The organism is Pseudomonas sp. LBUM1657 (genome assembly GCF_059716075.1).
Genome location: NZ_CP166799.1, coordinates 2,904,976 through 2,926,667, shown reverse-complemented (window position 1 = coordinate 2,926,667; position 21,692 = coordinate 2,904,976). Strand labels below are relative to the sequence as shown.

Sequence of the window (21,692 nt, the reverse complement as noted above, 5' to 3'; positions counted from 1 at the left end):
GCTTACCCCCGAAGGGGTCGACTCGATCTAAAAGGACAACCGCAAAGCCAACGCCGCCAACGTCGCCAACAACACCGGCACCGTCAACACGATCCCCACCTTGAAGTAATACCCCCAGCCAATCCGGATATTCTTGCGCTGCAACACATGCAGCCACAGCAACGTCGCCAGACTGCCAATTGGAGTAATTTTCGGCCCCAGGTCGCTGCCGATGACGTTGGCATAGATCATCGCCTCCTTCACCACGCCCGTCGCCTGGCTGGCATCGATCGACAGCAGACCGATCAGCACCGTCGGCAGATTGTTCATCATCGACGACAGCAGCGCCGTCAACACCCCGGTGCCCATCGCCGCGCCCCAGATGCCGTAACCGGCAAAACCGTCGAGCCACCCGGCCAGATACCCGGTGAGCCCGGCGTTGCGCAGGCCGTAAACCACCAGGTACATGCCCAGCGAGAAAATCACGATCTGCCACGGCGCTTCTTTCATGACCTTGCGCGTGGAAATCTTGTGGCCCCGCGCGGCGATGGCCAGCAGCAACGCCGCGCACACCGCCGAGATCGCACTGATCGGAATGCCCAGCGGCTCCAGGGCAAAGCAGCCGAGCAACAGAATCAGCAACACCACCCACCCGGCATAAAACGTGGCCTTGTCGTGGATCGCGGACTCAGGATGCGCCAGTTGTCCGGGGTCGTAATCCTTGGGAATGTCACGACGGAAAAACCACATCAGCATGGCCAGGGTGGCCGCGACGCTCACCAGGTTGACCGGGACCATCACCGCCGCATAGCGGTTGAAACTGATGTTGAAGAAGTCCGCGGACACAATGTTCACCAGGTTCGACACCACCAGCGGCAAGCTCGCCGTGTCGGCGATGAAACCGGCGCCCATGACGAACGCCAGGGTCGCCGCGGGGGAGAAACGCAACGCCAGCAGCATGGAAATCACGATGGGCGTGAGGATCAACGCAGCCCCGTCATTGGCGAACAACGCCGAGACCAACGCCCCGAGCAGCACCATATAAGCAAACAATTTGCGCCCGCTGCCCCGACCCCAACGGGCCACATGCAGCGCCGCCCAGGCGAAGAACCCCGCCTCGTCCAGCAATAGGCTGATGATGATAAGCGCAACAAAAGTGCCGGTGGCGTTCCAGATGATCTGCCACACAATCGGGATGTCGCCCAGGTGTACCACACCGAAAATCAGCGCCAACACCGCGCCCAATACCGCACTCCAGCCGACACCGAGGCCTTTGGGTTGCCAGATCACCAGGGTAATGGTCAGGAGGAATATCAACGACGCAACAAGCATCCGAGCAGCCTTCAGAGAATGGAGAAACAATCAGCGGCACCGAACCGGACGGTCAAACAGCTGATCGCTGTGTCGCAGTTGTGCCAGATGACGGGAGATCTTAAAGCAAAGTCTGAAAACCGCTGGTTTTTGTAGCAGCTGCCGAGCCCGCGAGCTGCTGCTACAGGGGCCGGGTTGAATTCACAACCGGATCACATGTCCTTCCACCGGTGCGGTCTGTCCAAGAAACAGGCGGGATATAACGCCTTGCGCCGCTTCATAGCCCTGACTCTCGATCACTTTAAGCAATGGATTTTCAGTCGCCGTCACCTTCTGGAAAAACCGCTGCAAGCCCTCGCCAATATGCTGACTGACCCCTTCAGGCCCCCAGTTGGCATTGCGCTTGCGGATTTGGATTGGCGCGAAAAAGAACACGGGCTGGGGTCCCGAAATGGCCGTTAGCCTGGCCTCATCGGTACTCTGTGCTGAGCCGGCGAAGCAGCTATAAACCAATTGCCCGGCAAAATGCTGGTGTACCTGATCGCGCAAATCCAGGTCGCCGGAAAAGTCCACATAGAGTGTCGGACGGTCCGTGGCCAGACTCGTCAATTCCGAGTAGGACACCGTCCGTTCATAACAACCGAGCCGCTCGACAAAATCCATGTTACCGGCAGAGGTCAAGGCTACTTTTTCCAGTCCGGGGTGGTTTTCCAGACAAGCAGCCGTGCCATAGGCGGTTTTGCTCGAAGCGCTGGAGAATACCAATCGAGTCGCGCCGAAGAACTGCTTGTCCTGGAGGAAGTCCGCCAACATTGACGAGGTCAGAAACAGCGGCTTGAGCAATATCTGCAAGTTTTCAGTTTCGGGGCTGTAGTACGAATCCCAACTGCAACGGGTGTATTGGTTGTAGGCGGAGGTCAACCCGAGCCTATGCTCGGCGCCGTCGTAGAAACCACGTTCAGTGACCCGTTCCGGGCGCATCCACAGATGGCTGGCAATCGGGAAATACCCGTAGAAGCGCTCACCTGGCGTGATGCCTGTCACATCCGAAGCCACAACATCGGCAAAACCCCAGGCAGGGACGTGGCCCCATTCCGCCAGACCCGTAGGAAAAAATCCCCAATAGTTCATCGAATCGCCATAGGCGGCGTAGGTAATGTTATTGGTCGTCAGTGCGCAACGTTCAATCTTCAGAATCACCTCTCCAGCAGCCGGAACCAGGCTACGTTGCTCCTGCTCGATTCGGCTTTGGTCGAGGGCATTTTTACGGGTAATCAGCCGTGTTACCGTGCTTGAACTTTGCATTTTTCAGACTCCTACTGCCACCCAGTGGCGGGTCACACCAGAGTAATGACAACCGATGAAGAGCGGGTTCGGAAACTCCAGGGACAATAAGCCAACACTCAACCCCCGCGCCAAACCGTTGAAACGACCGAGTCAGGCCCGGGCGATTTTCACCGTTGAGGCCATTTACGAGGCGTTTGTTCGGATTTGGCGACGTGATGGCTGGTCGGGGTTGACAACTCGCGAGGTGGCATTGGAAGCAGGCGTTGCGATTGGCACGCTGTACGACTATTTCCCGAGCAAGGAAGCCTTGCTATCGGGTTACATCCGGCATGCGCTGGATACCTTGTTACAGCAACTGGATCAACACGTCGTACACGCGAACGACCTGGACTGGCCAACCCGAATCAAACGCCTGATACGCCTGACCTGCGAATCCGACGATGCCCGACAACTCCCCTTCGTCCATGACGTGTTGGTGATCGAACACCTGATCGCCGAGCCCAAACATCATCGACGACATTTCCAGGAGCTGTCGAACAAATGGCGTGAAGCCTTCGCCGCCTGTAGGGATTTGCCGGCGCAACCGTCAGAAATGACCATTGATGCCTGGGTAATCATGGCTTGGGGCGGTCGTCGTTATTGCGTTGCCGTACAACCAGCGGCGGAGCAAACCGCCGCATGGCTGTCGGAAATGGAAACGATGATCTGTAGTCGACTGGCCAGCACCCCGTAACGAATGTGGGAGCGGGCTTGCTCGCGAAGGCGATCGATGAATCAACATTAGTGTTGAAGGTGATGGCCTCTTCGCGAGCAAGCCCGCTCCCACATTTATTACCGGGTCACAGTTTCTTGTGTTGTTCGACCCAAAGTCCATAAGCGTTTATGAAGCTTTGCAGGAATGGCTTCACCGATTCGGACAGTTTGCCCGCCTCGTCGAACGCCGAACCGGCACCGCCCAGATAGGCTTCCGGCTGCTGCATGCACGGCACATTCAAGAACACCATCGACTGGCGCAGGTGATGGTTGGCACCAAAACCGCCGACCGCACCTGGTGAAACGCTGATCACCGCCCCGGGCTTGCCGCTCCAGGCGCTTTTGCCATACGGACGCGACCCGACGTCAATCGCATTTTTCAACGGCGCCGGCACTGAACGGTTGTATTCAGGGGTCACGAACAGCACCGCGTCGGATGAACTCACTTGTTGTCGGAAAGTGCTGTAGGCTGCCGGCGGTGAATCTCCATCGATGTCTTCGTTATAGAGCGGCAGATCGCCAATTTCGATGATAGTGAGTTTGAGGTTGGCAGGCGCCAGGTCGGCCAGGGCCAGCGCAACCTTGCGATTGATCGATGCCTTTCTCAAGCTGCCGACCAGTACGGCGATCGTATAGACGTTGCTCATGGAAGATTCTCGACTGTCCGATAGAAAGAGCTAGTAGTTATAGATGACGATTCAAGCAGCGGGCGAGCGAAAACACCGCCCCTGACTATTTTTTTCCTGTAGGAAAACTTACCTCGCCCAACCACGGTCTACTGAGCCGCAAATTGAGTGATTTATCCCCAGAGGTTCTAAGCAGATGGCAGCAGTACTCGTCGGTCAGTTCCATGCAAGAGACGCGGAAGGCCGCGTTTATTCCGTGCATGAGTTCCAGGAATCCACCCCGTCGGCAGACGGTCTTACCGGCTCGGTGCCTGTCACCACTTACAAGCTGGCCATTGGCGATCGCGTCAACAAGCTCGATGACAACGAGTTTCTGCTGGTGCAATCGGGCGTTACCATTACCCGTGAGCCGGAAACGAACGTCGTTTCATAACTCGATGTTATGAGCAGAAGTCATATGCGCGGACTTGGGTTAGGATTCAGCCACTGACTTCCTCACCTGCTGAACATGGACTTCACGCATGCGTTTACGTCATATCGAAGTGATCCAGGCGCTCCTGCAGACCGGTCACCTGGGCACCGCCGCCGAATGGCTGCAGTTGCCGGTGGCCGAGGTCGAACATATTCTGCGCGACGCCGAGGATCAGTTGGGTTTCATGCTGTTTTCCAGCGTGCGTGGACGCTTGCAGGCCACGCGCGAGGCGCGGGAGCTACAGACCGGCATCGCCCATGTCTACGACGCGCTTGAACCCGTCCAGCGCCTGGCCAACAGCCTCAAGCAATATCAAGCCCCTCCGCTACGAATCATCTGTACCCCGCCTTTGGCACAACAGTTGTTGCCCCACAGCATCGCAACCCTGCGCCGGCGCCTCCCCGATGCGCCTTGCACCCTGCTGAGCCAACCCACCCGCGAGATCGTCAAAAGCCTCCTGCTGCGCGAGAGCGATCTGGGGCTGAGCCTGCATGATCCCGATCACGCCGACATTCACTGTCAGGTAATTGCCCAAGGCAAACTGCAGCTGCTGGCGCCCCATGGCTGGCTACAACCGAAACAGAAGTACATTTCTCTGCAGGATCTGGCCGGGCAGTCGATGGTGGGGCTGGAAGGTCATGATCCGCTGAGTCCGGCGCTGGACAACAAACTGCATGCGCTGCGCCCTGCCCCGGTCATTCAGACCCGGGTTCAGACTCACCAGATGATGCGCAGCATGGTCGAGGCCGGAGAAGGCCTGGCCATCGTCGACCCTTTCACCGCCCTTGGTGCCAAATCGGCTGGCCTGGATGCCTGCCCGATCGCACCCGCCGTGCCCATCAGTCTCTATGCCTTGAGCCTGAAGAACGGCGAGCCGTCACCAGCCGTTCAGGCGTTGCTGGAGATCATCACGGAACAAGCCGCGGCGATGCTGGCGAGCTGAGCGGGTTTTCCAGCGGATTATCGAACAACCGATACCAGAACAGCGCCACTTCGGCAGTGTTCGGATCGATGCCGCGATAGCGCAGGTGATCAATCCCGCCAACCACGTAACCGCAGCGTTCATAGAGCCGGCAGGCCCCAAGGTTGTTGTTTTGGGTTTCGAGCATGATGCCCGGCAGTTTCTTTTTGCGGCTCCAGAACTGCGCCACGTCCAGCAGTGCCTTGGCCACACCATGCCGCCGTGCCGGCGCATGCACCGCCAACTCGTCGATGTGGGCAAAGCCGTTCCAGTTGGTGCTGACCACCAGGTGACCCACCGGCTCGTCATCGAGAAAAGCCATGAAAATCTCGCTGTCGGCAGCATCACGGAAACTGCTGAACTCCTCGGGATCGATGCCGTAGCACTTTCGATAAGAGGTGATCGGCGTCACCGGCCATTGCTCCACCGGCTTGCCAATTTCGGGGGTGCCATAGGCGGCGACTTCAAAACTGAAGTCACTGCCCCAGATGTAGGCCGCGAAGCCATCGTCGGCAACGCGCACCGACAGCCCTGGGTATTTCGGATTCATAACCGGTTGCATACTGGGAAAGGTCCTCATTCCTTGATGCAATCGACGGTGTAATGCCGTCCATTGCCCTCGTCTTCGTGTTGCAAGCCGTGCACATCAGCGACAAACCCTGGAAAACTGCTGTCGAACGTACGGGCGAACGCCAGGTAGTCAATGATCGAGCGGGTCGACTCAGTGAAACGCTCGCCGGGCATGATCAACGGGATCCCCGGCGGGTATGGCACAAGCATTACCGCTGCGATCCGCCCATCCAGAGCATCGATCGATACCGCTTCAACTTCACCCCGCACCAATTGATCATAGGCGTCCGCTGGCTTCATGGCGATTTCCGGCAACACCGTGTACATGCGCTTGAGGTGTTTGGCCGTGGCATTGCTGCGATAGCAGACGTGCAATTGATCGCACAGATCGCGCAGGCCCATGCCTTGATACCGCGCGCCATGCTGTTGCGCCACGCAAGGCAGGCACGTTGCAAGACTGACGTTGGCATCGTAGCTGCGCTTGAATTCCAGCAACTCGGTCAGCAACGTGCTCCATTTGCCCTTGGTGATGCCCATGGAGAACAACACCAGGAACGAATACAGCCCGGTCTTCTCGACGACCAGTCCGCGCTCCCAGAGGAATTTGCTGACCACTGCCGCCGGAATCCCCCGCTCGCTGAGGGCGCCGCCAGCGGTCAGGCCTGGCATTACCAGGGTGACCTTGATCGGGTCGAGCAGCACGTAGTCATCGGTCACGCCGCCAAACCCGTGCCAGTCAGCGTCGGGTTGCAGGAGCCAGTCTTCGGTCACGACCCGCTCGATACCTTCCACCGAAGGCGGCTGCCAGATAGAAAACCACCAGTCATCTGCGTCAATGTGCTGACGCAGGTTGGCCAGGGCACGGCGAAAGCTCAGGGCCTCGTCGAACATTTCCTGCAACAGTGAACGCCCGGCCGGGCCTTCCATCATGGCTGACGCCACATCCAGCGAAGCGATGATGCTGTACTGCGGCGAGGTGGAGATATGCATCATGAAGGCTTCGTTGAAGCGATCGCGGTCGAGCTGCCGCGCACCGCCATCCTGCACGTGAATCATCGAGGCCTGGCTGAACGCGGCCAGCAGTTTGTGGGTGGAATGAGTAGTAAACACCAGCGGGCTGTCTTCGCTGCGGGAAGTGCCCATGCCATAACGCCCGGCGAAAAATTCGTGAAACGCCGCATAGGCGTACCAGGCTTCGTCGAAGTGCAGGACCTCGACGCTGTTGCCCAGGTTCTGCTTGATCAACTCGGCGTTGTAGCAAAGGCCGTCATAAGTCGAGTTGGTGATCACCGCCAACTTGACCTTGGGCGCTCGGCCCTTGGTCAGCGGGCTGGCGTCGATCTTGGCCTGGATTGATTCGCGGCTGAACTCGCTCAAGGGAATCGGACCGATGATCCCCAGTTCGTTGCGCTCCGGGCACAGGTACAACGGGATGGCGCCGGTCATGATGATCGAATGCAGCACCGACTTGTGGCAATTGCGATCCACCAGCACCAGATCATCGCGAGCGACCATCGAATGCCAGACGATCTTGTTGGCAGTCGAGGTGCCATTGATCACGAAAAAGGTGTGATCGGCGCCGAAGTTACGGGCCGCACGGGCTTCCGCTTCTTCCAGAGGGCCGGTGTGATCGAGCAGTGAACCCAGCTCCGGCACCGACACTGACAAATCCGAACGCAGGGTGTTTTCTCCAAAAAACTGGTGAAACGCCTGCCCCACGGGGCTCTTGTGGTAAGCCACGCCGCCGCCATGACCGGGCGTGTGCCAGGAATAATTGGAGTCGGCCGTGTGTTGCACCAACGCCTTGAAAAACGGTGGCAGCAGACCATCCAGGTATTTGCGCGCGGCGCGGGCCACTTGCCGGGCGAGGAACGGCACCGTGTCTTCGAACAAATAAAGAATGCCGCGCAGCTGATTGAGCTCGGCCATGGCGTCGGCGGGAGCGTTCTCCAGCGTTACCTGTTCGCCCAGGGCGAAGATCGGCAAATCCGGGGCACGCACCCGCGCCAGGCCGATCAACTCAGCCATGTTCTGTAACAAATGAGAATTCGTACTGGCGTCTTCAGAAGCAATCAACATGCAGGACAGACCGTGATGGGTCGAAGCGACCAGCCGCCCTTCGGCGTAATCCACCGCCGAAACGATACTGAAACCTTCCTGCTCCAGCTCCCGGGCGATGCCACGCACGCGATCACCGGCAACCGTGTCGGCCTTGATGTCGCGATGGACGATCAGGACCGGGAATTTCAAATCTTTGTACATGAGGCTCAGTGTCCTGAGGCGGCGGACCGTGGTCGGCCAATAACCTCAGGGTAGAGGGTTGGAGTGAATGTGGCGAGCGTCGATGCCCTGAAGCGGGTCAGTCCCTGCACTCAAATGTGGCAATAGGGCTTGTCTGTGGCGAGGGAGCAAGCGCCCTCGCCACAAAAAACCTTTCACTTGAAACCGGCGAATCAGGCCTGAGCCTTGGCCTCGGCCAGTTGCTGCCAAAGCGATGGAGCACCGGCGGATTTGGCGATGGCTTCCAGGCGAGCCACATGCTGGGCCAGGTCATCTTCGCTGGCACGGATGATTCGCGTCGGCTGGCGATCGACCGGCAGACGACGGATTTCAGTAGCGGAGTTGTCCGCGCCTTCACCGGAACCGTTGCCATCGGAGGCATTACCGGCCAGGGACAGGCTGGTCTGGCCACCGGTCATGGTCAGGTAAACGTCGGCGAGAATCTCGGAGTCGAGCAAGGCGCCGTGCAGTTCACGGCCAGAGTTATCGACGCCATAACGTTTGCACAAGGCGTCAAGGCTGTTGCGCTGCCCCGGGTGACGTTCCCGGGCCATCATCAGGGTATCGAGGATCGAGCAGTGTCGCGTGATGTCTGCGCGATCCTGATGGCCCATCAGGGCGAATTCGTTGTTGATGAAACCAACGTCAAACGCCGCGTTGTGAATGATCAGCTGCGCGCCCTTGATGAATTCGAAGAACTCATCGGCCACTTCATTGAAACGCGGTTTGCCCACCAGGAATTCGTTGGTGATGCCGTGGACGCCGATGGCGCCTTCATCGCTTTCGCGGTCCGGTTGCAGGTAAACGTGAAAATGCCGGCCCGTCAGGCGCCGACCGATCAACTCGACACAACCGATTTCGATAATCCGGTGGCCGTCGGTCACCGGCATGCCGGTGGTTTCGGTATCGAGTACAACGGATCTGGTGGCCATCAGTGCTCAGCTCTCAACGGGTCATTCGTGCAAAAGCGGCGATATTAACACGGCAGCTGGCTGAAGCCATTTTGATGCGGCGAGGTTCTGTAGGAGCCGGGTTTGTCCGCGCCCCAGACCGAGGTCAGTCAGGAACATCGTGTCATCGTTCTTCGCGAGCAAGCCCGCTCCCACATTCGACCGAGATCCAATGTGGGAGCGGGCTTGCTCGCGAAGGCCGCGACGCGGTGCATCGCTAATGCAGGGATCAGGCCTGCTTGTACCCACGCACTTCATCCACGCCACGGTTGGCCAGTTGGTCGGCGCGTTCGTTGCCGTGGTGGCCGATATGCCCGCGCACCCATTTCCAGGTGACGTTGTGGCGGTTCACCTGCTCGTCGAGCAGCTTCCAAAGGTCGGCGTTTTTAACCGGTTCTTTCGCAGCGGTTTTCCAGCCGCGCTTTTTCCAGTTGTCCATCCACTCATTGATGCCTTTCATCACGTACTGGGAGTCGGTCACCAGCAGTACGTCACAGGAGCGCTTAAGTTCTTCCAGGCCGCGGATCGCGCCCATCAGCTCCATGCGGTTGTTGGTGGTGTTGGCTTCGCCGCCCCAGAGTTCTTTTTCCACGCCCTTGCACACCAGCAATGCCCCCCAGCCGCCTGGGCCGGGATTGCCTTTGCAGGCGCCGTCGGTGAAGAGTTCTACGCTATCGCTCATGCCAATCTATCCAGAAAATGCGGTGGCTCGCCGATCGGTGACCGACGATGCCCGAGGCCGGGGCAAACCCGGCCGGGAATATAAAAGTGTGTTTTACGGATCGATGCGACGACGGTTGACCTTAGCCATCGGCAGCGGAATCAGTTTGCCCATCGGTTCGCGTCGCTCCTGACGAACCGGACGCAGGCCGACGACGATCTTGCGCGCCACCAATAAATAGAAGCCGCCGCCAGACAGTTGCCAGTCACCGGCCTTGCGCTCCCAACCGGCCAGGCGGGCCTGCCAGGCGGGTGACGCAAGCGGCGGACGATAGCACCCGAAGCGGCGTTTCTCCAGCGCGAAACCCAGCAGATTCAGCCAGTCGCCGACCCGAGACGGGGAAATGCAACGGGCCTTGCGCAAGGCATCGTGGGCGAAGACGTGACGCAAGCCCCAGGTGCTCCAGGGATTGATCCCGATGATCACCAGATGCCCGCCGGGCCGCACACTGCTCGCTGCTTCGCGCAGCAATCCGTGGGGCGACAGGCAGAAGTCCAGCCCGTGCTGCAACACCACGACATCGGCGGCATGCTCGCTCAACGGCCAAGCCTGTTCTTCGCAGACGATCTCGACTCCCGGCAACGGCGCGCCGAGGCGCACGTTGCGCTGGACTTGCGGCGCCGACGGCGGCGTTTGCGCCGACGGGCCGTAATGCACCAGGTAACCACCGAAGAAGCGCCCCAGCTCGTCTTCGAGCATGCGCCGTTCTTCGTCCAGCAAAAATTGCCCGATCGGGCCGGACAGCCATTCACGGGCCGCGCTGATCAACGCCAGCCAGTCAGGATCAGCCTGAGCGAACGCTTTATCGGTCATTGCATTCTCCAACGCGCCAGGAAGTTCTAAGATGCGCCATTGTTTACCGCTTGGCGAATCCGACGATGATACAGATCACAGCCCTGCCCGCCTTCACCGACAACTACATCTGGTTGTTACAAGACCCCGACACCCGGCGCTGCGCCGTGGTCGATCCGGGCGATGCCGCGCCGGTGCAGGCCTGGCTTGCGGCAAATCCGCAATGGATATTGAGCGATATTTTGATCACTCACCATCATCATGACCACGTCGGCGGCGTCGATGAGCTGAAAAAAGCGACGGACGCGAACGTCTACGGCCCGGCCAGCGAAACGATCCCTGTGCGAGATGTTGCGCTCAAGGACAACGACCGGATCAACGTGCTGGGCTGCGACTTCGACGTCATCGAAGTCCCTGGCCATACGCTTGGGCACATCGCTTTTTATCACCACGGCCATTTGTTTTGCGGAGACACCCTGTTCGCCGCCGGTTGTGGGCGCTTGTTCGAAGGTACGCCGGAACAAATGCACGCCTCGCTGACGCGGCTCGCAGGCCTCCCAGAAGACACGCAAGTCTACTGCGCCCACGAATACACTTTGAGCAATCTGCGCTTCGCCGCAGCGGTCGAACCTGGCAATCCTGACATCGCCCATCGGCTGGCCAAAGTCGCTCAACAACGGGAAGCCGGGATCATTACACTGCCCTCCACGCTGGCCCTGGAAAAACGCACAAATCCGTTTCTGCGCACAGGAGAAACATCCGTTAAAGAAAAAGTGGACGAACGGAACGGAACTCAAACCAGGGCTCCCAGTGCGGTTTTTGCTGCTCTTCGTGCTTGGAAAGATAAGTTCTAAGAGGATTGCCTGATGGTACAAAAATTCTGAATGGTTGACCGCAGGGGGTGCGCTTTCTAGAATCGCCCGACATTTTTGCCCGGAACTTACTTCCAGCCAATGTCGTCATCTATTCGCAAAGCCATCAATTCAGACGCATTGACCCGCTTGGCTCAAGCCATCGCGGTGGCTGTGTCCGCCACATTGGCGGGCTGCTCGAGCCATGTGCCGCAAACCGAAGCGACACACACGCCGAATATCGCCGCTCGAGCCAAGCAGAAACCTATCTGGCTTACCGAAAAACCAACACCGCAAATCCCGCAGGACGTCTGGGAGCGCATGCGCCAAGGCTTCCAGTTGCAGGACAACGTGGGCGTCAACCCGCGTATCGAGCAACAGCGCCTGTGGTTCGCCAGCAATCCGTCCTTCCTCGAAAACGCCGGCGAACGCGGCAGCCTCTACATTCATTACATCGTCGAACGCCTTGAAGAACGCAACATGCCGCTGGAACTGGCGCTGCTGCCAGTGATTGAAAGCGCCTACAACCCGATGGCCTATTCCCGGGCCAACGCGGTGGGTCTTTGGCAATTCATCCCTTCCACCGGGCGTTACTTCAACCTGCGTCAAACCCGCTTCTACGATGGCCGCCGCGACATCACCGCCTCGACCACCGCGGCCATGGATTACCTGACCCGCCTGCACGACATGTTCAACGGTGACTGGTTGCTGGCACTGGCGGCCTACAATGCCGGGGAAGGCACGGTCAGCCGGGCCATCGAGCGCAACGAGAAGCTGGGGCTGCCGACCGATTACTGGAACCTGCCCCTGCCCGCCGAAACCCAGGCTTACGTGCCCAAGTTGCTGGCCTTGTCGCAAGTGGTTCTGGCACCCGAAGCCTATGGCGTGAACCTCAACCCGATCGCCAACGAACCGTACTTCCAGGTCGTCGAAATCAACCAGCGCATGGACCTGTCCAAGGTTGCCGCGGTGGCCAACATCGACGAAGACGAACTGTTCCAGCTCAACCCGGCCTTCAAGCAACGCACCACCATCGACGGCCCTCAGCATTTGCTGGTGCCGACGTCCAAGGCGCAACTGCTGACCGCCAGCCTGTCGACCATGCGTCCTGATGAGTTGATCAGCAAGAAGTCGCTCAAGCCGGTCTTCGACGGAGCGGACAGCACCGAAGTCGCCAGTCTCAAGCGTGCCTACCGAGTCAAGCGCGGCGACAATCTCGGCACCATCGCCAAGGCCAACAAAGTCGACGTCAAGGACCTGCAGCGCTGGAACAAGATGACCGGCAAGAACCTTAAAGTCGGCCAGACCCTGGTGATGCAGGACACCACCAAACGCAGCGCCGGACGCGTCAACACCGTGGTGGCAGCGAACAGCAAGGGCAACAGCAAGGCAACCAGCAAGACGCAACAGACCCAATACAAGGTCAAGCAAGGCGATTCGCTGTACATGGTCGCCAAACGCTTCAATGTTGAAATGCAGCACCTCAAGCGCTGGAACCCTCGTGTTGGCCAGGCGCTGAAGCCGGGGCAGATGCTGACGGTTTCCAATCCGCACTAAAAAACGAACCCCTGATTTTCAGGGGCTTTTTTTGCCTGCAACCCGGTTTCTCTGGCGTGAATGCAATTCCTGTGGGAGCAAGCTCGCTCCCACAGGTTCTACGCCAAGCCGATCGCGCCAGCAATTAACCACGCATTAAGCCCCCGTCTTTTTCCTGTCGATACAAGCTGTTACTGTACGGCCCACAAAGCCCAAGCCGCCTGGATCGGATCTCTGACTTGAAGCGTCCCCTCCTCCTGTTCCTGATCAGCCTGGCCTTGAGCTCCACCGCAAGCGCGACGATCAGCGAAAGCCACGGTTATGCGCAGTTCGGCACGCTCAAGTACCCGGCCAGATTTACCCACTTCGACTGGGTCAACCCGCAAGCGCCCAAGGGCGGTACGTTGCGGGTGATGGCGTTTGGCACCTTCGATACACTCAACCCTTACACCTTCAAGGGGTCAAGCCCGGTTTCCACACCGAACTTCCTGCAATACGGCATCAACGAGCTCAATGAACCGCTGATGGTCGGCACCGGCCAGTACGCGCCGTCCGGCGATGAGCCGACATCCAGTTATGGCCTGATCGCCCAATCAGTGGAGTACAGCGAGGACCGCAGCTGGGTGGTGTTCAACCTGCGCCCCGAAGCGCGGTTCCACGATGGCACACCGATTACCGCGTACGACGTGGCATTTTCCTACCGTTTGCTGCTCAAGGAAGGTCACCCGCAGTACCGCACCAATCTTCAGGAAGTGTCGCGGGTCGATATCCTCAACCCGCATCGCATCCGTTTCGTCTTCAAGCGCGCCGGCAATCCCTTGCTGATCCTGCGCTTGGGCGAGTTGCCGGTGCTGGCGCAGCATTACTGGAAAGGTCGTGACTTCAAGGCCACCACCTTCGAACCGCCGCTGGGCAGCGGCCCGTATCGCATCACGTCGGTAACGCCCGGCCGGGCTATCGTCTTCGAACGGGTCAAGGATTACTGGGGCAAGGACCTGGCGGTCAATCGTGGCAAGTACAACGTCGACCGCATGGACGTCGAGTTCTACCGCGACAGCGACGTCGCGTTCGAAGCCTTCAAGGCCGGCGAGTTCGACATCTACATCGAGCACCAGGCGAAGAACTGGCAAAACGGCTACCACTTCCCGGCGGTGCGTCGCGGCGATGTCATCAAGGCGCAGATTCCACACCAGATCCCGACCCAGAGCCAGGGCCTGTTCATGAACAGCCGCCGCCCGGCGTTCTCCGACGCCAGGGTTCGTGAAGCGCTGGGGCTGATGTTCGATTTCGAGTGGACCAATCGCACGCTGTTCAGCGGCGCTTATAAACGTGCCATGAGCTACTACCCCAACAGCGAATTTTCCGCCACCGGCCTGCCGGTCGGCCATGAATGGCTGATGCTCAAGCCGTATCGTGAACAATTGCCCGCCAAGCTGCTCACCGAGCCGTTCAGCCTGCCGCAGACCCAAGGGCGCGGCATTCCGCGGGAAACCATGCGCAAGGCCCTGAGCCTGCTTGCCGAGGCCGGCTGGAAGCTGAGCGGCCAGCATGTACAGAACACCGCGGGGCAACCGCTGCGTCTGGAGATCCTGCTGGTCAATCCGAACCTGGAGCGAATCCTTCAGCCTTATGTCGAGAACCTCGCCAGCATTGGCATCGATGCTCGGCTGCGCACCGTCGACCGCGCCCAATACAAGCAGCGCCTCGATCAGTTCGACTTCGACATGATCCTGATGACCCTCGGCCAGACGCTCAGCCCGGGCCTGGAGCAATGGCAGTACTTTCATTCCAGCCAGGTCGGGGTCAAGGGCAGCAAAAACTACGCGGGGATCGCCAACCCGGTGGTCGATCATTTGCTAGAACAATTGCTCGCCGCCCAGACCCGCGATGAACAGGTTGCCGCCGGCAAAGCCCTGGACCGAGTGCTGCTGTGGCAGCACTACATCATTCCCAATTGGTACCTCAATTATCACCGCCTGGCTTACCGCAACCGGTTTGCCTTTGTCACAACGCCGCCCTACACCCTGGGCCTGAACGCGTGGTGGCTGAAATCTTCGGAGAAAGATCGATGAAACCCATACGCGCCCTGCTGTTGCAGGCCAGCGGTCTGTTGTTCGCCGGGCTGGCCTGCGCCGCCCCGCAACATGCCCTGACCCTGTACAACGAGCCACCGAAATACCCGGCCGACTTCAAGCACTTCGACTACGTCAACCCGGATGCACCCAAGGGCGGAATCTTTCGCCAGGCAGGTTTCGGCGGCTTCGACAGCCTCAACCCGTTTATCAGCAAGGGAGTGCCGGCCGACGACATTGGCATCATCTACGACACCCTGGCCAGACAGGGCCTGGATGAACCATTCACCGAATACGGGCTGGTGGCCGGCAAGATCGAAAAAGCCCCGGATAACAGCTGGGTGCGCTTCTACCTGCGTCCTGAGGCGCGTTTCCACGACGGTCATCCGATGCGTGCCGAGGACGTGGTGTTCAGTTTCCAGACGTTGATCAAGGACGGTGCGCCGCTGTACCGCGGTTACTACAGCGATGTGGCCGAAGTGATCGCCGAAGACCCGCTCAAGGTGCTGTTCAAATTCAAGCACAACAACAACCGCGAGCTGCCACTGATCCTCGGCCAACTGCCAGTGCTGCCCAAGCACTGGTGGGCGACCCGCGACTTCAACAAGGGCAACCTGGAAATGCCGTTGGGCAGCGGCCCCTACAAGGTCAGTGAGGTGAAGGCCGGGCGTTCGGTTCGCTATGAGCGGGTCAAGGATTACTGGGCCAAGGACCTGCCGGTGAATCGCGGTTTCTACAATTTCGATGTGATGACCACCGATTACTATCGCGACAATACCGTGGCCCTCGAAGCGCTCAAGGCCGGTCAGTTCGATTACTGGCTGGAGATGGCCGCGAAGAACTGGGCCAATGCCTACAACGTCCCGGCGGTCACCGAGGGTCGTTTGATCAAGGAACAGATCCCCAACGGCAACCCCACCGGCATGCAGGGCTTCGTGTTCAACCTGCGCCGCCCGGTGTTCCAGGACGTGCGCGTGCGCCAGGCGCTGACCCTGTTGCTCGACTTCGAATGGACCAACAAGCAATTGTTCAACGGCGCCTACGTGCGCACCCGCAGTTATTTCGAGAACTCGGAAATGGCCGCCACCGGCCTGCCGGATGCCGATCAACTGGCGATCCTCGACCCATTCCGCAGCCAGCTGCCGGCGCAGGTGTTCTGCGAGGCCTTTGAGAACCCGGCCACCGACGGCAGCGGCATGATCCGCTCCCAGCAACGCAAGGCCTATCAATTGCTGCAAGAGGCCGGCTGGCGCATCGTCGATGACAAAATGGTCGACGCCACCGGCAAACCGGTGACCCTCGAATTCCTGCTGGCCCAGACCGAATTCGAGCGGGTGTTGCTCCCGTTCAAGCGCAACTTGAGTGACCTTGGCATCGAACTGGTGATCCGCCGGGTCGACGTCTCGCAGTACATCAACCGCGTACGCTCACGGGATTTCGACATGATTGTCGGCAGCTTCCCGCAGTCCAACTCTCCGGGCAACGAACAGCGCGAATTCTGGATGTCCGCCGCCGCGGACAAACCCGGCAGCCGCAATTCCATGGGCCTGAAAGACCCGGTGGTGGACCAACTGGTCGAGCAACTGATCAACGCCGACTCGCGCAAAAGCCTGGTGGCTCATGCCCGCGCGCTGGACCGCGTGCTGCAATGGGGCTATTACGTGATCCCCAACTGGCACATCAAGACCTGGCGGGTGGCTTACTGGAACCACATCGGTCATCCAAAGGTCTCGCCCAAATATGACATCGGCATCTCCACCTGGTGGATCAAGCCCGATGCCAAACCGGCGATAGAAATCGAAACCAAACTGCAAGCCGACCCTGCGGGCACGGAGTAATCAGATGCTGGCGTATATTTTTCGGCGACTGCTGCTGATCATCCCGACCTTGCTCGGCATTTTGCTGATCAACTTCGTGATCATCCAGGCCGCGCCCGGCGGGCCTGTGGAACAGATGATCGCCAAGCTCGAAGGCTTCGAAGGCGCCACCAGCCGCATCGCCGGTGGCGGCGCGGAAGTCTCGGTGGCCGGCTCGGCCTATCGTGGCGCCCAAGGCCTGGACCCGGCGTTGGTGAAGGAAATCGAGCACATGTACGGCTTCGACAAATCGGCGCCAGAACGTTTGTGGATCATGATCAAGAACTACGCCACCCTGGATTTCGGCGATAGCTTCTTCCGCGACGCCAAGGTTATCGACCTGATCAAGGAAAAGATGCCGGTGTCGATCTCCCTCGGGCTGTGGAGCACCCTGATCATGTACCTGGTGTCGATCCCGCTGGGGATCGCCAAGGCCACTCGACATGGCAGCCACTTCGACGTCTGGACCAGTTCGGCGATCATCGTCGGGTATGCGATCCCGGCGTTTCTGTTCGCCATCCTGCTGATCGTGGTGTTCGCCGGTGGCAGCTATTTCGACTGGTTCCCGCTACGGGGGCTGACCTCTAACAATTTCGATGAGCTGAGCATGGGCGGCAAGATCCTCGACTACTTCTGGCACCTGGCCTTGCCGGTGACCGCGCTGGTGATCGGCAACTTCGCGACCATGACCCTGCTGACCAAAAACAGCTTCCTCGACGAGATCAACAAACAGTACGTGGTCACCGCCAGGGCCAAGGGCCTGACCAACCACCGCGTGCTCTACGGCCATGTGTTCCGAAACGCGATGCTGCTGGTGATTGCCGGGTTCCCCTCGGCGTTCATCGGCATCTTCTTCACCGGCTCGTTGCTGGTGGAAGTGATCTTCTCCCTCGACGGCCTCGGCCTGATGAGCTTTGAAGCCGCGATCAACCGCGATTACCCGGTGGTCTTCGGCACACTGTTCATCTTCACCCTGCTGGGGTTGGTGGTGAAGCTGATCGGCGATCTCACGTACACCTTTGTCGATCCGCGCATCGACTTCGAAAGCCGGGAGCAGTGAGATGACCCTGTCCCCTCTTAATCGCCGACGCTTCGAACTGTTCAAGGCCAACAAGCGTGGCTGGTGGTCGCTGTGGCTGTTCCTGCTGCTGTTCGGCCTGAGCCTCGGCGCCGAACTGATCGCCAACGACAAACCGCTGGTGGTGCATTACGACAACGGTTGGTACTTCCCGGCGCTCAAGCGCTACCCGGAAACCGCGTTCGGCGGCGAATTCCCGCTGGAAGCCAACTACAAGAGCCCGTACATCCGCGAGCTGCTCAAGGCCAAGGACGCCTGGGTGGTGTGGGCGCCGATTCCCTACAGCTACCAGAGCATCAACTACGACCTGAAAGTCCCGGCGCCGGCGCCACCGTCAACGGACAACTTACTGGGCACCGACGATCAGGGCCGCGACGTGCTGGCCCGGGTGATTTACGGCTTCCGGATTTCGGTGCTGTTCGCCCTGACCCTGACCATCCTCAGCTCGATCATCGGCGTGATCGCCGGCGCGTTGCAGGGTTTCTATGGCGGCTGGGTCGATCTGGCCGGGCAGCGGTTCCTGGAGATCTGGTCCGGGTTGCCGGTGTTGTACTTGCTGATCATCCTGGCCAGTTTCGTCCAGCCGAATTTCTGGTGGTTGCTGGGGATCATGCTGTTGTTCTCGTGGATGAGCCTGGTGGACGTGGTCCGCGCCGAGTTCCTGCGCGGGCGTAACCTCGAATACGTGCGCGCGGCCCGGGCGTTGGGGATGCAGAACGGTGCGATCATGTTCCGTCACATCCTGCCCAACGCCATGGTCTCGACCATGACCTTCATGCCGTTCATCCTGACCGGCGCCATTGGCACCCTGACCGCCCTGGATTTCCTCGGCTTCGGCCTGCCGCCCGGCGCGCCGTCCCTGGGTGAGCTGGTGGCCCAGGGCAAATCCAACCTGCAGGCGCCGTGGCTCGGTATGAGCGCGTTTGCGGTGTTGGCGTTGATGTTGAGTTTGCTGGTGTTCATCGGCGAGTCCGCTCGCGATGCCTTCGACCCGAGGAAGTGAAATGAATCAGGACAATCTGATCGAAGTGCGCGACCTGTCCGTCGAATTCGGCGTCGGGGATCGCTTCCAGCGAGTGGTCGAAGGTGTCAGCTTCGACATCAAGCGCGGCGAAACCCTGGCGCTGGTGGGTGAAAGCGGTTCCGGCAAATCGGTGACCGCCCACTCGATCCTGCGCCTGCTGCCCTACCCGCTCGCCCGGCACCCGTCCGGCACCATCGAGTATTCCGGGCAAAACCTGCTGAGCCTGAAAGAGAAAACCATCCGCCACATCCGTGGTAACCGGATCGCGATGATCTTCCAGGAGCCGATGACCTCGCTCAATCCGCTGCATTCGATCGAGAAACAGATCAACGAGGTGCTGGGCATCCACAAAGGCCTGATCGGCAAAGTAGCGACCAAGCGCACCCTGGAATTACTGGAGATGGTCGGCATTCCGGAGCCAGAGAAACGCCTCAAGGCCCTGCCCCACGAATTGTCCGGCGGCCAGCGTCAGCGGGTGATGATCGCCATGGCCCTGGCCAACGAGCCGGAACTGCTGATCGCCGACGAACCGACCACCGCACTGGACGTGACCGTTCAGCTGAAAATCCTCGAATTGCTCAAGGAGTTGCAGACCCGACTGGGCATGGCGTTGCTACTGATCAGTCACGATTTGAACCTCGTTCAAAGAATTGCGCATCGCGTATGTGTCATGCAGCGCGGTTGCATCGTCGAACAGGCATCGTGCGAAGAGTTGTTCCGCGCGCCGCAGCATCCGTACACTCGGGAACTGCTGGCAGCGGAGCCCAGCGGCAAGCCGGCCACCAATGTCATTGGCCCGCCGCTGCTGCAAGTCGAGGACCTGAAAGTCTGGTTCCCGATCAAAAAAGGCTTCCTGAAAAAGACGGTGGATTACGTCAAAGCGGTAGACGGCATCAATTTCAGCCTGACTCAGGGCCAGACCCTGGGGATCGTGGGAGAAAGCGGTTCCGGCAAGTCGACACTCGGTCTGGCGATTTTGCGGCTGATCGGCAGCAAAGGCGCCATCCGTTTTGAAGGCAAGCAGCTAGACTGCCTGACGCAGCAACAGGTTCGGCCGCTGCGGCGGGAGATGCAGGTGGTGTTCCAGGACCCGTTCGGCAGCCTGAGTCCACGGATGTGCGTGAGCCAGATCGTCGGCGAAGGCCTGCGGATCCACAAGATGGGCACAGAGGCAGAACAGGAACAAGCGATTATTGCGGCACTGAAGGAGGTAGGCCTGGACCCGGAAACCCGGAACCGCTACCCCCACGAATTTTCCGGTGGGCAACGGCAGAGAATCGCCATTGCCCGGGCATTAGTGTTAAAACCGGCGCTGATTCTGCTGGACGAGCCGACCTCGGCCCTCGACCGGACAGTGCAGCGCCAAGTGGTGGAGCTGCTGCGTTCACTGCAAACCAAGTACAACCTGACGTATCTGTTTATCAGCCATGACCTGGCTGTCGTCAAAGCGCTGAGCCACCAGCTGATGGTGGTCAAGCAAGGCCAAGTGGTCGAACAGGGAGACGCGCAAAGTATTTTTGCCGCCCCCCAACATCCGTATACACAGCAGTTGCTGGAAGCCGCTTTCCTGGCACCAGCCACTGCGCAATAACCTGAAAAGAGGAGCAACACATGGGTTTTCTCGCCGGTAAGCGCGTACTGATCGTCGGTGTCGCCAGCAAGCTGTCCATCGCATCCGGCATCGCTGCCGCCATGCATCGCGAGGGCGCTGAGCTTGCCTTCACTTATCAGAACGACAAACTCAAGGGTCGTGTCGAAGAGTTCGCGCAAAGCTGGGGTTCCAACCCTGACTTGTGCTTCCCGTGCGACGTGGCCAGCGATGAAGAAATCGCCAAGGTCTTTGAAGCGTTGAGCAAGAAGTGGGACGGCCTGGATTGCATCGTGCACTCCGTCGGCTTCGCCCCGGGCGACCAACTGGACGGCGACTTCACCGAAGCCACCACCCGTGAAGGTTTCCGCATCGCTCACGACATCAGCGCCTACAGCTTCGTGGCCCTGGCCAAAGCCGGTCGCGAAATGATGAAAGGCCGTAACGGCAGCCTGCTGACCCTGTCGTACCTGGGTGCCGAGCGCACCATGCCGAACTACAACGTGATGGGCATGGCCAAGGCTTCGCTGGAAGCTGGCGTACGTTACCTGGCCGGCTCCCTGGGCCCGGACGGCACCCGCGTCAACTGTGTATCGGCAGGCCCGATCCGCACCCTCGCCGCTTCCGGCATCAAGAACTTCCGCAAGATGCTGGCCGCCAACGAAGCGCAAACCCCGCTGCGTCGTAACGTCACCATCGACGAAGTCGGCAACGCCGGCGCCTTCCTGTGCTCGGACCTGGCGTCCGGCATCAGCGGCGAAATCATGTACGTGGACGGTGGCTTCAACACCACGGCCATGGGCAGCCTCGAAGAGTAATCTTCAGCCTGCCACGAAAAACCCGCCTCTTCAGGCGGGTTTTTTTATGCCTGCGATTCCAGGCCTGACTCGATTTAATGTGGGAGCGGGCTTGCTCGCGAAAGCGGCGTGCCAGTCGACATCAATGTTGAATGATCAACCGCATTCGCGAGCAAGCCCACTCCCAC

The 21,692-nt window shown here is 59.6% G+C and carries 19 protein-coding genes; 11 read left to right on the top strand and 8 right to left on the bottom strand.

Going from position 1 to position 21,692, the window contains the following annotated elements:
• Nucleotides 1-27: 27 nt before the first annotated feature.
• A complete protein-coding gene (locus tag ACA055_RS13545; RefSeq protein ID WP_497684096.1) occupies nt 28-1,311 on the bottom strand; it encodes an arsenic transporter in 1,284 nt (427 codons plus the stop codon).
• Between the two features lie 180 nt (nt 1,312-1,491).
• Nucleotides 1,492-2,595: a DUF2855 family protein gene (locus ACA055_RS13540; protein ID WP_497684095.1), complete on the bottom strand. Its 1,104-nt coding sequence runs from the start codon at nt 2,593-2,595 to the stop codon at nt 1,492-1,494.
• 55 nt (nt 2,596-2,650) lie between these two features.
• Here ACA055_RS13540 and ACA055_RS13535 point away from each other — a divergent pair, with 55 nt between their 5' ends.
• Complete coding sequence (locus tag ACA055_RS13535; RefSeq protein WP_497684094.1) at nt 2,651-3,310, top strand: TetR/AcrR family transcriptional regulator; 660 nt, start codon at nt 2,651-2,653, stop codon at nt 3,308-3,310.
• Nucleotides 3,311-3,416: 106 nt separating this feature from the next.
• Here the strand turns inward: ACA055_RS13535 and ACA055_RS13530 are convergent, their stop codons facing one another.
• Complete coding sequence (locus ACA055_RS13530; protein ID WP_497684093.1) at nt 3,417-3,977, bottom strand: NADPH-dependent FMN reductase; 561 nt, start codon at nt 3,975-3,977, stop codon at nt 3,417-3,419.
• A 175-nt stretch (nt 3,978-4,152) separates the two neighbouring features.
• Between ACA055_RS13530 and ACA055_RS13525 the strand changes: the two genes are divergently transcribed.
• Both ACA055_RS13525 and ACA055_RS13520 read left to right on the top strand, forming a co-directional pair.
• Nucleotides 4,153-4,389: a hypothetical protein gene (locus tag ACA055_RS13525; RefSeq protein ID WP_462023056.1), complete on the top strand. Its 237-nt coding sequence runs from the start codon at nt 4,153-4,155 to the stop codon at nt 4,387-4,389.
• Between the two features lie 88 nt (nt 4,390-4,477).
• Nucleotides 4,478-5,371 (top strand): LysR family transcriptional regulator, encoded by an 894-nt coding sequence (locus ACA055_RS13520; RefSeq protein ID WP_497684092.1) that lies wholly within the window; start codon nt 4,478-4,480, stop codon nt 5,369-5,371.
• On the opposite strand, the gene ACA055_RS13515 is transcribed toward ACA055_RS13520, so the two are convergent.
• From ACA055_RS13515 to ACA055_RS13495, 5 genes are all read right to left on the bottom strand, one after another.
• Entirely contained in the window at nt 5,337-5,951 is a 615-nt protein-coding gene (locus ACA055_RS13515; RefSeq protein ID WP_497684091.1) for a GNAT family N-acetyltransferase, read from the bottom strand. The genes ACA055_RS13520 and ACA055_RS13515 overlap by 35 nt on opposite strands.
• 14 nt (nt 5,952-5,965) lie before the next feature.
• Nucleotides 5,966-8,221, bottom strand: a complete 2,256-nt coding sequence (locus tag ACA055_RS13510) for an Orn/Lys/Arg family decarboxylase (protein ID WP_497684090.1) — start codon at nt 8,219-8,221, stop codon at nt 5,966-5,968.
• 191 nt (nt 8,222-8,412) lie between these two features.
• Nucleotides 8,413-9,171, bottom strand: coding sequence for a DNA polymerase III subunit epsilon (gene dnaQ / locus ACA055_RS13505; RefSeq protein WP_497684089.1), 759 nt, complete (start codon nt 9,169-9,171; stop codon nt 8,413-8,415).
• 247 nt (nt 9,172-9,418) lie between these two features.
• Nucleotides 9,419-9,871: a ribonuclease HI gene (rnhA, locus tag ACA055_RS13500; RefSeq protein WP_008028618.1), complete on the bottom strand. Its 453-nt coding sequence runs from the start codon at nt 9,869-9,871 to the stop codon at nt 9,419-9,421.
• Between the two features lie 93 nt (nt 9,872-9,964).
• Nucleotides 9,965-10,723: a class I SAM-dependent methyltransferase gene (locus ACA055_RS13495; RefSeq protein WP_497684088.1), complete on the bottom strand. Its 759-nt coding sequence runs from the start codon at nt 10,721-10,723 to the stop codon at nt 9,965-9,967.
• Nucleotides 10,724-10,788: 65 nt separating this feature from the next.
• Here ACA055_RS13495 and gloB point away from each other — a divergent pair, with 65 nt between their 5' ends.
• The 8 genes from gloB (at nt 10,789) to fabI (ending at nt 21,525) form a co-directional block, all read left to right on the top strand.
• Nucleotides 10,789-11,556 (top strand): hydroxyacylglutathione hydrolase, encoded by a 768-nt coding sequence (gene gloB, locus ACA055_RS13490; RefSeq protein WP_497684087.1) that lies wholly within the window; start codon nt 10,789-10,791, stop codon nt 11,554-11,556.
• A 99-nt stretch (nt 11,557-11,655) separates the two neighbouring features.
• Entirely contained in the window at nt 11,656-13,110 is a 1,455-nt protein-coding gene (locus tag ACA055_RS13485) for a transglycosylase SLT domain-containing protein (RefSeq protein WP_497684086.1), read from the top strand.
• A gap of 236 nt (nt 13,111-13,346) precedes the next feature.
• The gene (locus ACA055_RS13480; RefSeq protein ID WP_497684405.1) at nt 13,347-15,161 is read left to right on the top strand and encodes an extracellular solute-binding protein; all 1,815 of its coding nucleotides are present in this window, start codon (nt 13,347-13,349) and stop codon (nt 15,159-15,161) included.
• A complete protein-coding gene (locus ACA055_RS13475; RefSeq protein WP_497684085.1) occupies nt 15,158-16,999 on the top strand; it encodes an extracellular solute-binding protein in 1,842 nt (613 codons plus the stop codon). The genes ACA055_RS13480 and ACA055_RS13475 overlap by 4 nt, the downstream gene beginning before the upstream one ends.
• A 4-nt stretch (nt 17,000-17,003) precedes the next feature.
• The gene (locus ACA055_RS13470; protein ID WP_497684084.1) at nt 17,004-18,077 is read left to right on the top strand and encodes a microcin C ABC transporter permease YejB; all 1,074 of its coding nucleotides are present in this window, start codon (nt 17,004-17,006) and stop codon (nt 18,075-18,077) included.
• Between the two features lies 1 nt (nt 18,078).
• Complete coding sequence (locus tag ACA055_RS13465; RefSeq protein ID WP_497684083.1) at nt 18,079-19,098, top strand: ABC transporter permease; 1,020 nt, start codon at nt 18,079-18,081, stop codon at nt 19,096-19,098.
• Nucleotide 19,099: 1 nt separating this feature from the next.
• Complete coding sequence (locus ACA055_RS13460; RefSeq protein WP_497684082.1) at nt 19,100-20,710, top strand: ABC transporter ATP-binding protein; 1,611 nt, start codon at nt 19,100-19,102, stop codon at nt 20,708-20,710.
• Between the two features lie 20 nt (nt 20,711-20,730).
• Nucleotides 20,731-21,525 (top strand): enoyl-ACP reductase FabI, encoded by a 795-nt coding sequence (fabI, locus tag ACA055_RS13455; RefSeq protein WP_214383772.1) that lies wholly within the window; start codon nt 20,731-20,733, stop codon nt 21,523-21,525.
• Nucleotides 21,526-21,692 lie beyond the last annotated feature (167 nt).

Bases quoted from the DNA above. Each gene is read 5' to 3' on its own strand.
- gloB (WP_497684087.1), top strand. From the start codon at position 10,789: ATGATACAGATCACAGCCCTGCCCGCCTTCACCGACAACTACATCTGG.
- ACA055_RS13545 (WP_497684096.1), bottom strand. From the start codon at position 1,311: ATGCTTGTTGCGTCGTTGATATTCCTCCTGACCATTACCCTGGTGATC.
- ACA055_RS13535 (WP_497684094.1), top strand. From the start codon at position 2,651: ATGAAGAGCGGGTTCGGAAACTCCAGGGACAATAAGCCAACACTCAAC.
- ACA055_RS13485 (WP_497684086.1), top strand. From the start codon at position 11,656: ATGTCGTCATCTATTCGCAAAGCCATCAATTCAGACGCATTGACCCGC.
- ACA055_RS13510 (WP_497684090.1), bottom strand. From the start codon at position 8,221: ATGTACAAAGATTTGAAATTCCCGGTCCTGATCGTCCATCGCGACATC.
- ACA055_RS13540 (WP_497684095.1), bottom strand. From the start codon at position 2,595: ATGCAAAGTTCAAGCACGGTAACACGGCTGATTACCCGTAAAAATGCC.
- dnaQ (WP_497684089.1), bottom strand. From the start codon at position 9,171: ATGGCCACCAGATCCGTTGTACTCGATACCGAAACCACCGGCATGCCG.
- ACA055_RS13520 (WP_497684092.1), top strand. From the start codon at position 4,478: ATGCGTTTACGTCATATCGAAGTGATCCAGGCGCTCCTGCAGACCGGT.
- ACA055_RS13525 (WP_462023056.1), top strand. From the start codon at position 4,153: ATGGCAGCAGTACTCGTCGGTCAGTTCCATGCAAGAGACGCGGAAGGC.
- ACA055_RS13515 (WP_497684091.1), bottom strand. From the start codon at position 5,951: ATGCAACCGGTTATGAATCCGAAATACCCAGGGCTGTCGGTGCGCGTT.
- ACA055_RS13495 (WP_497684088.1), bottom strand. From the start codon at position 10,723: ATGACCGATAAAGCGTTCGCTCAGGCTGATCCTGACTGGCTGGCGTTG.
- fabI (WP_214383772.1), top strand. From the start codon at position 20,731: ATGGGTTTTCTCGCCGGTAAGCGCGTACTGATCGTCGGTGTCGCCAGC.
- ACA055_RS13530 (WP_497684093.1), bottom strand. From the start codon at position 3,977: ATGAGCAACGTCTATACGATCGCCGTACTGGTCGGCAGCTTGAGAAAG.
- ACA055_RS13460 (WP_497684082.1), top strand. From the start codon at position 19,100: ATGAATCAGGACAATCTGATCGAAGTGCGCGACCTGTCCGTCGAATTC.
- ACA055_RS13465 (WP_497684083.1), top strand. From the start codon at position 18,079: ATGACCCTGTCCCCTCTTAATCGCCGACGCTTCGAACTGTTCAAGGCC.
- ACA055_RS13475 (WP_497684085.1), top strand. From the start codon at position 15,158: ATGAAACCCATACGCGCCCTGCTGTTGCAGGCCAGCGGTCTGTTGTTC.
- ACA055_RS13470 (WP_497684084.1), top strand. From the start codon at position 17,004: ATGCTGGCGTATATTTTTCGGCGACTGCTGCTGATCATCCCGACCTTG.
- rnhA (WP_008028618.1), bottom strand. From the start codon at position 9,871: ATGAGCGATAGCGTAGAACTCTTCACCGACGGCGCCTGCAAAGGCAAT.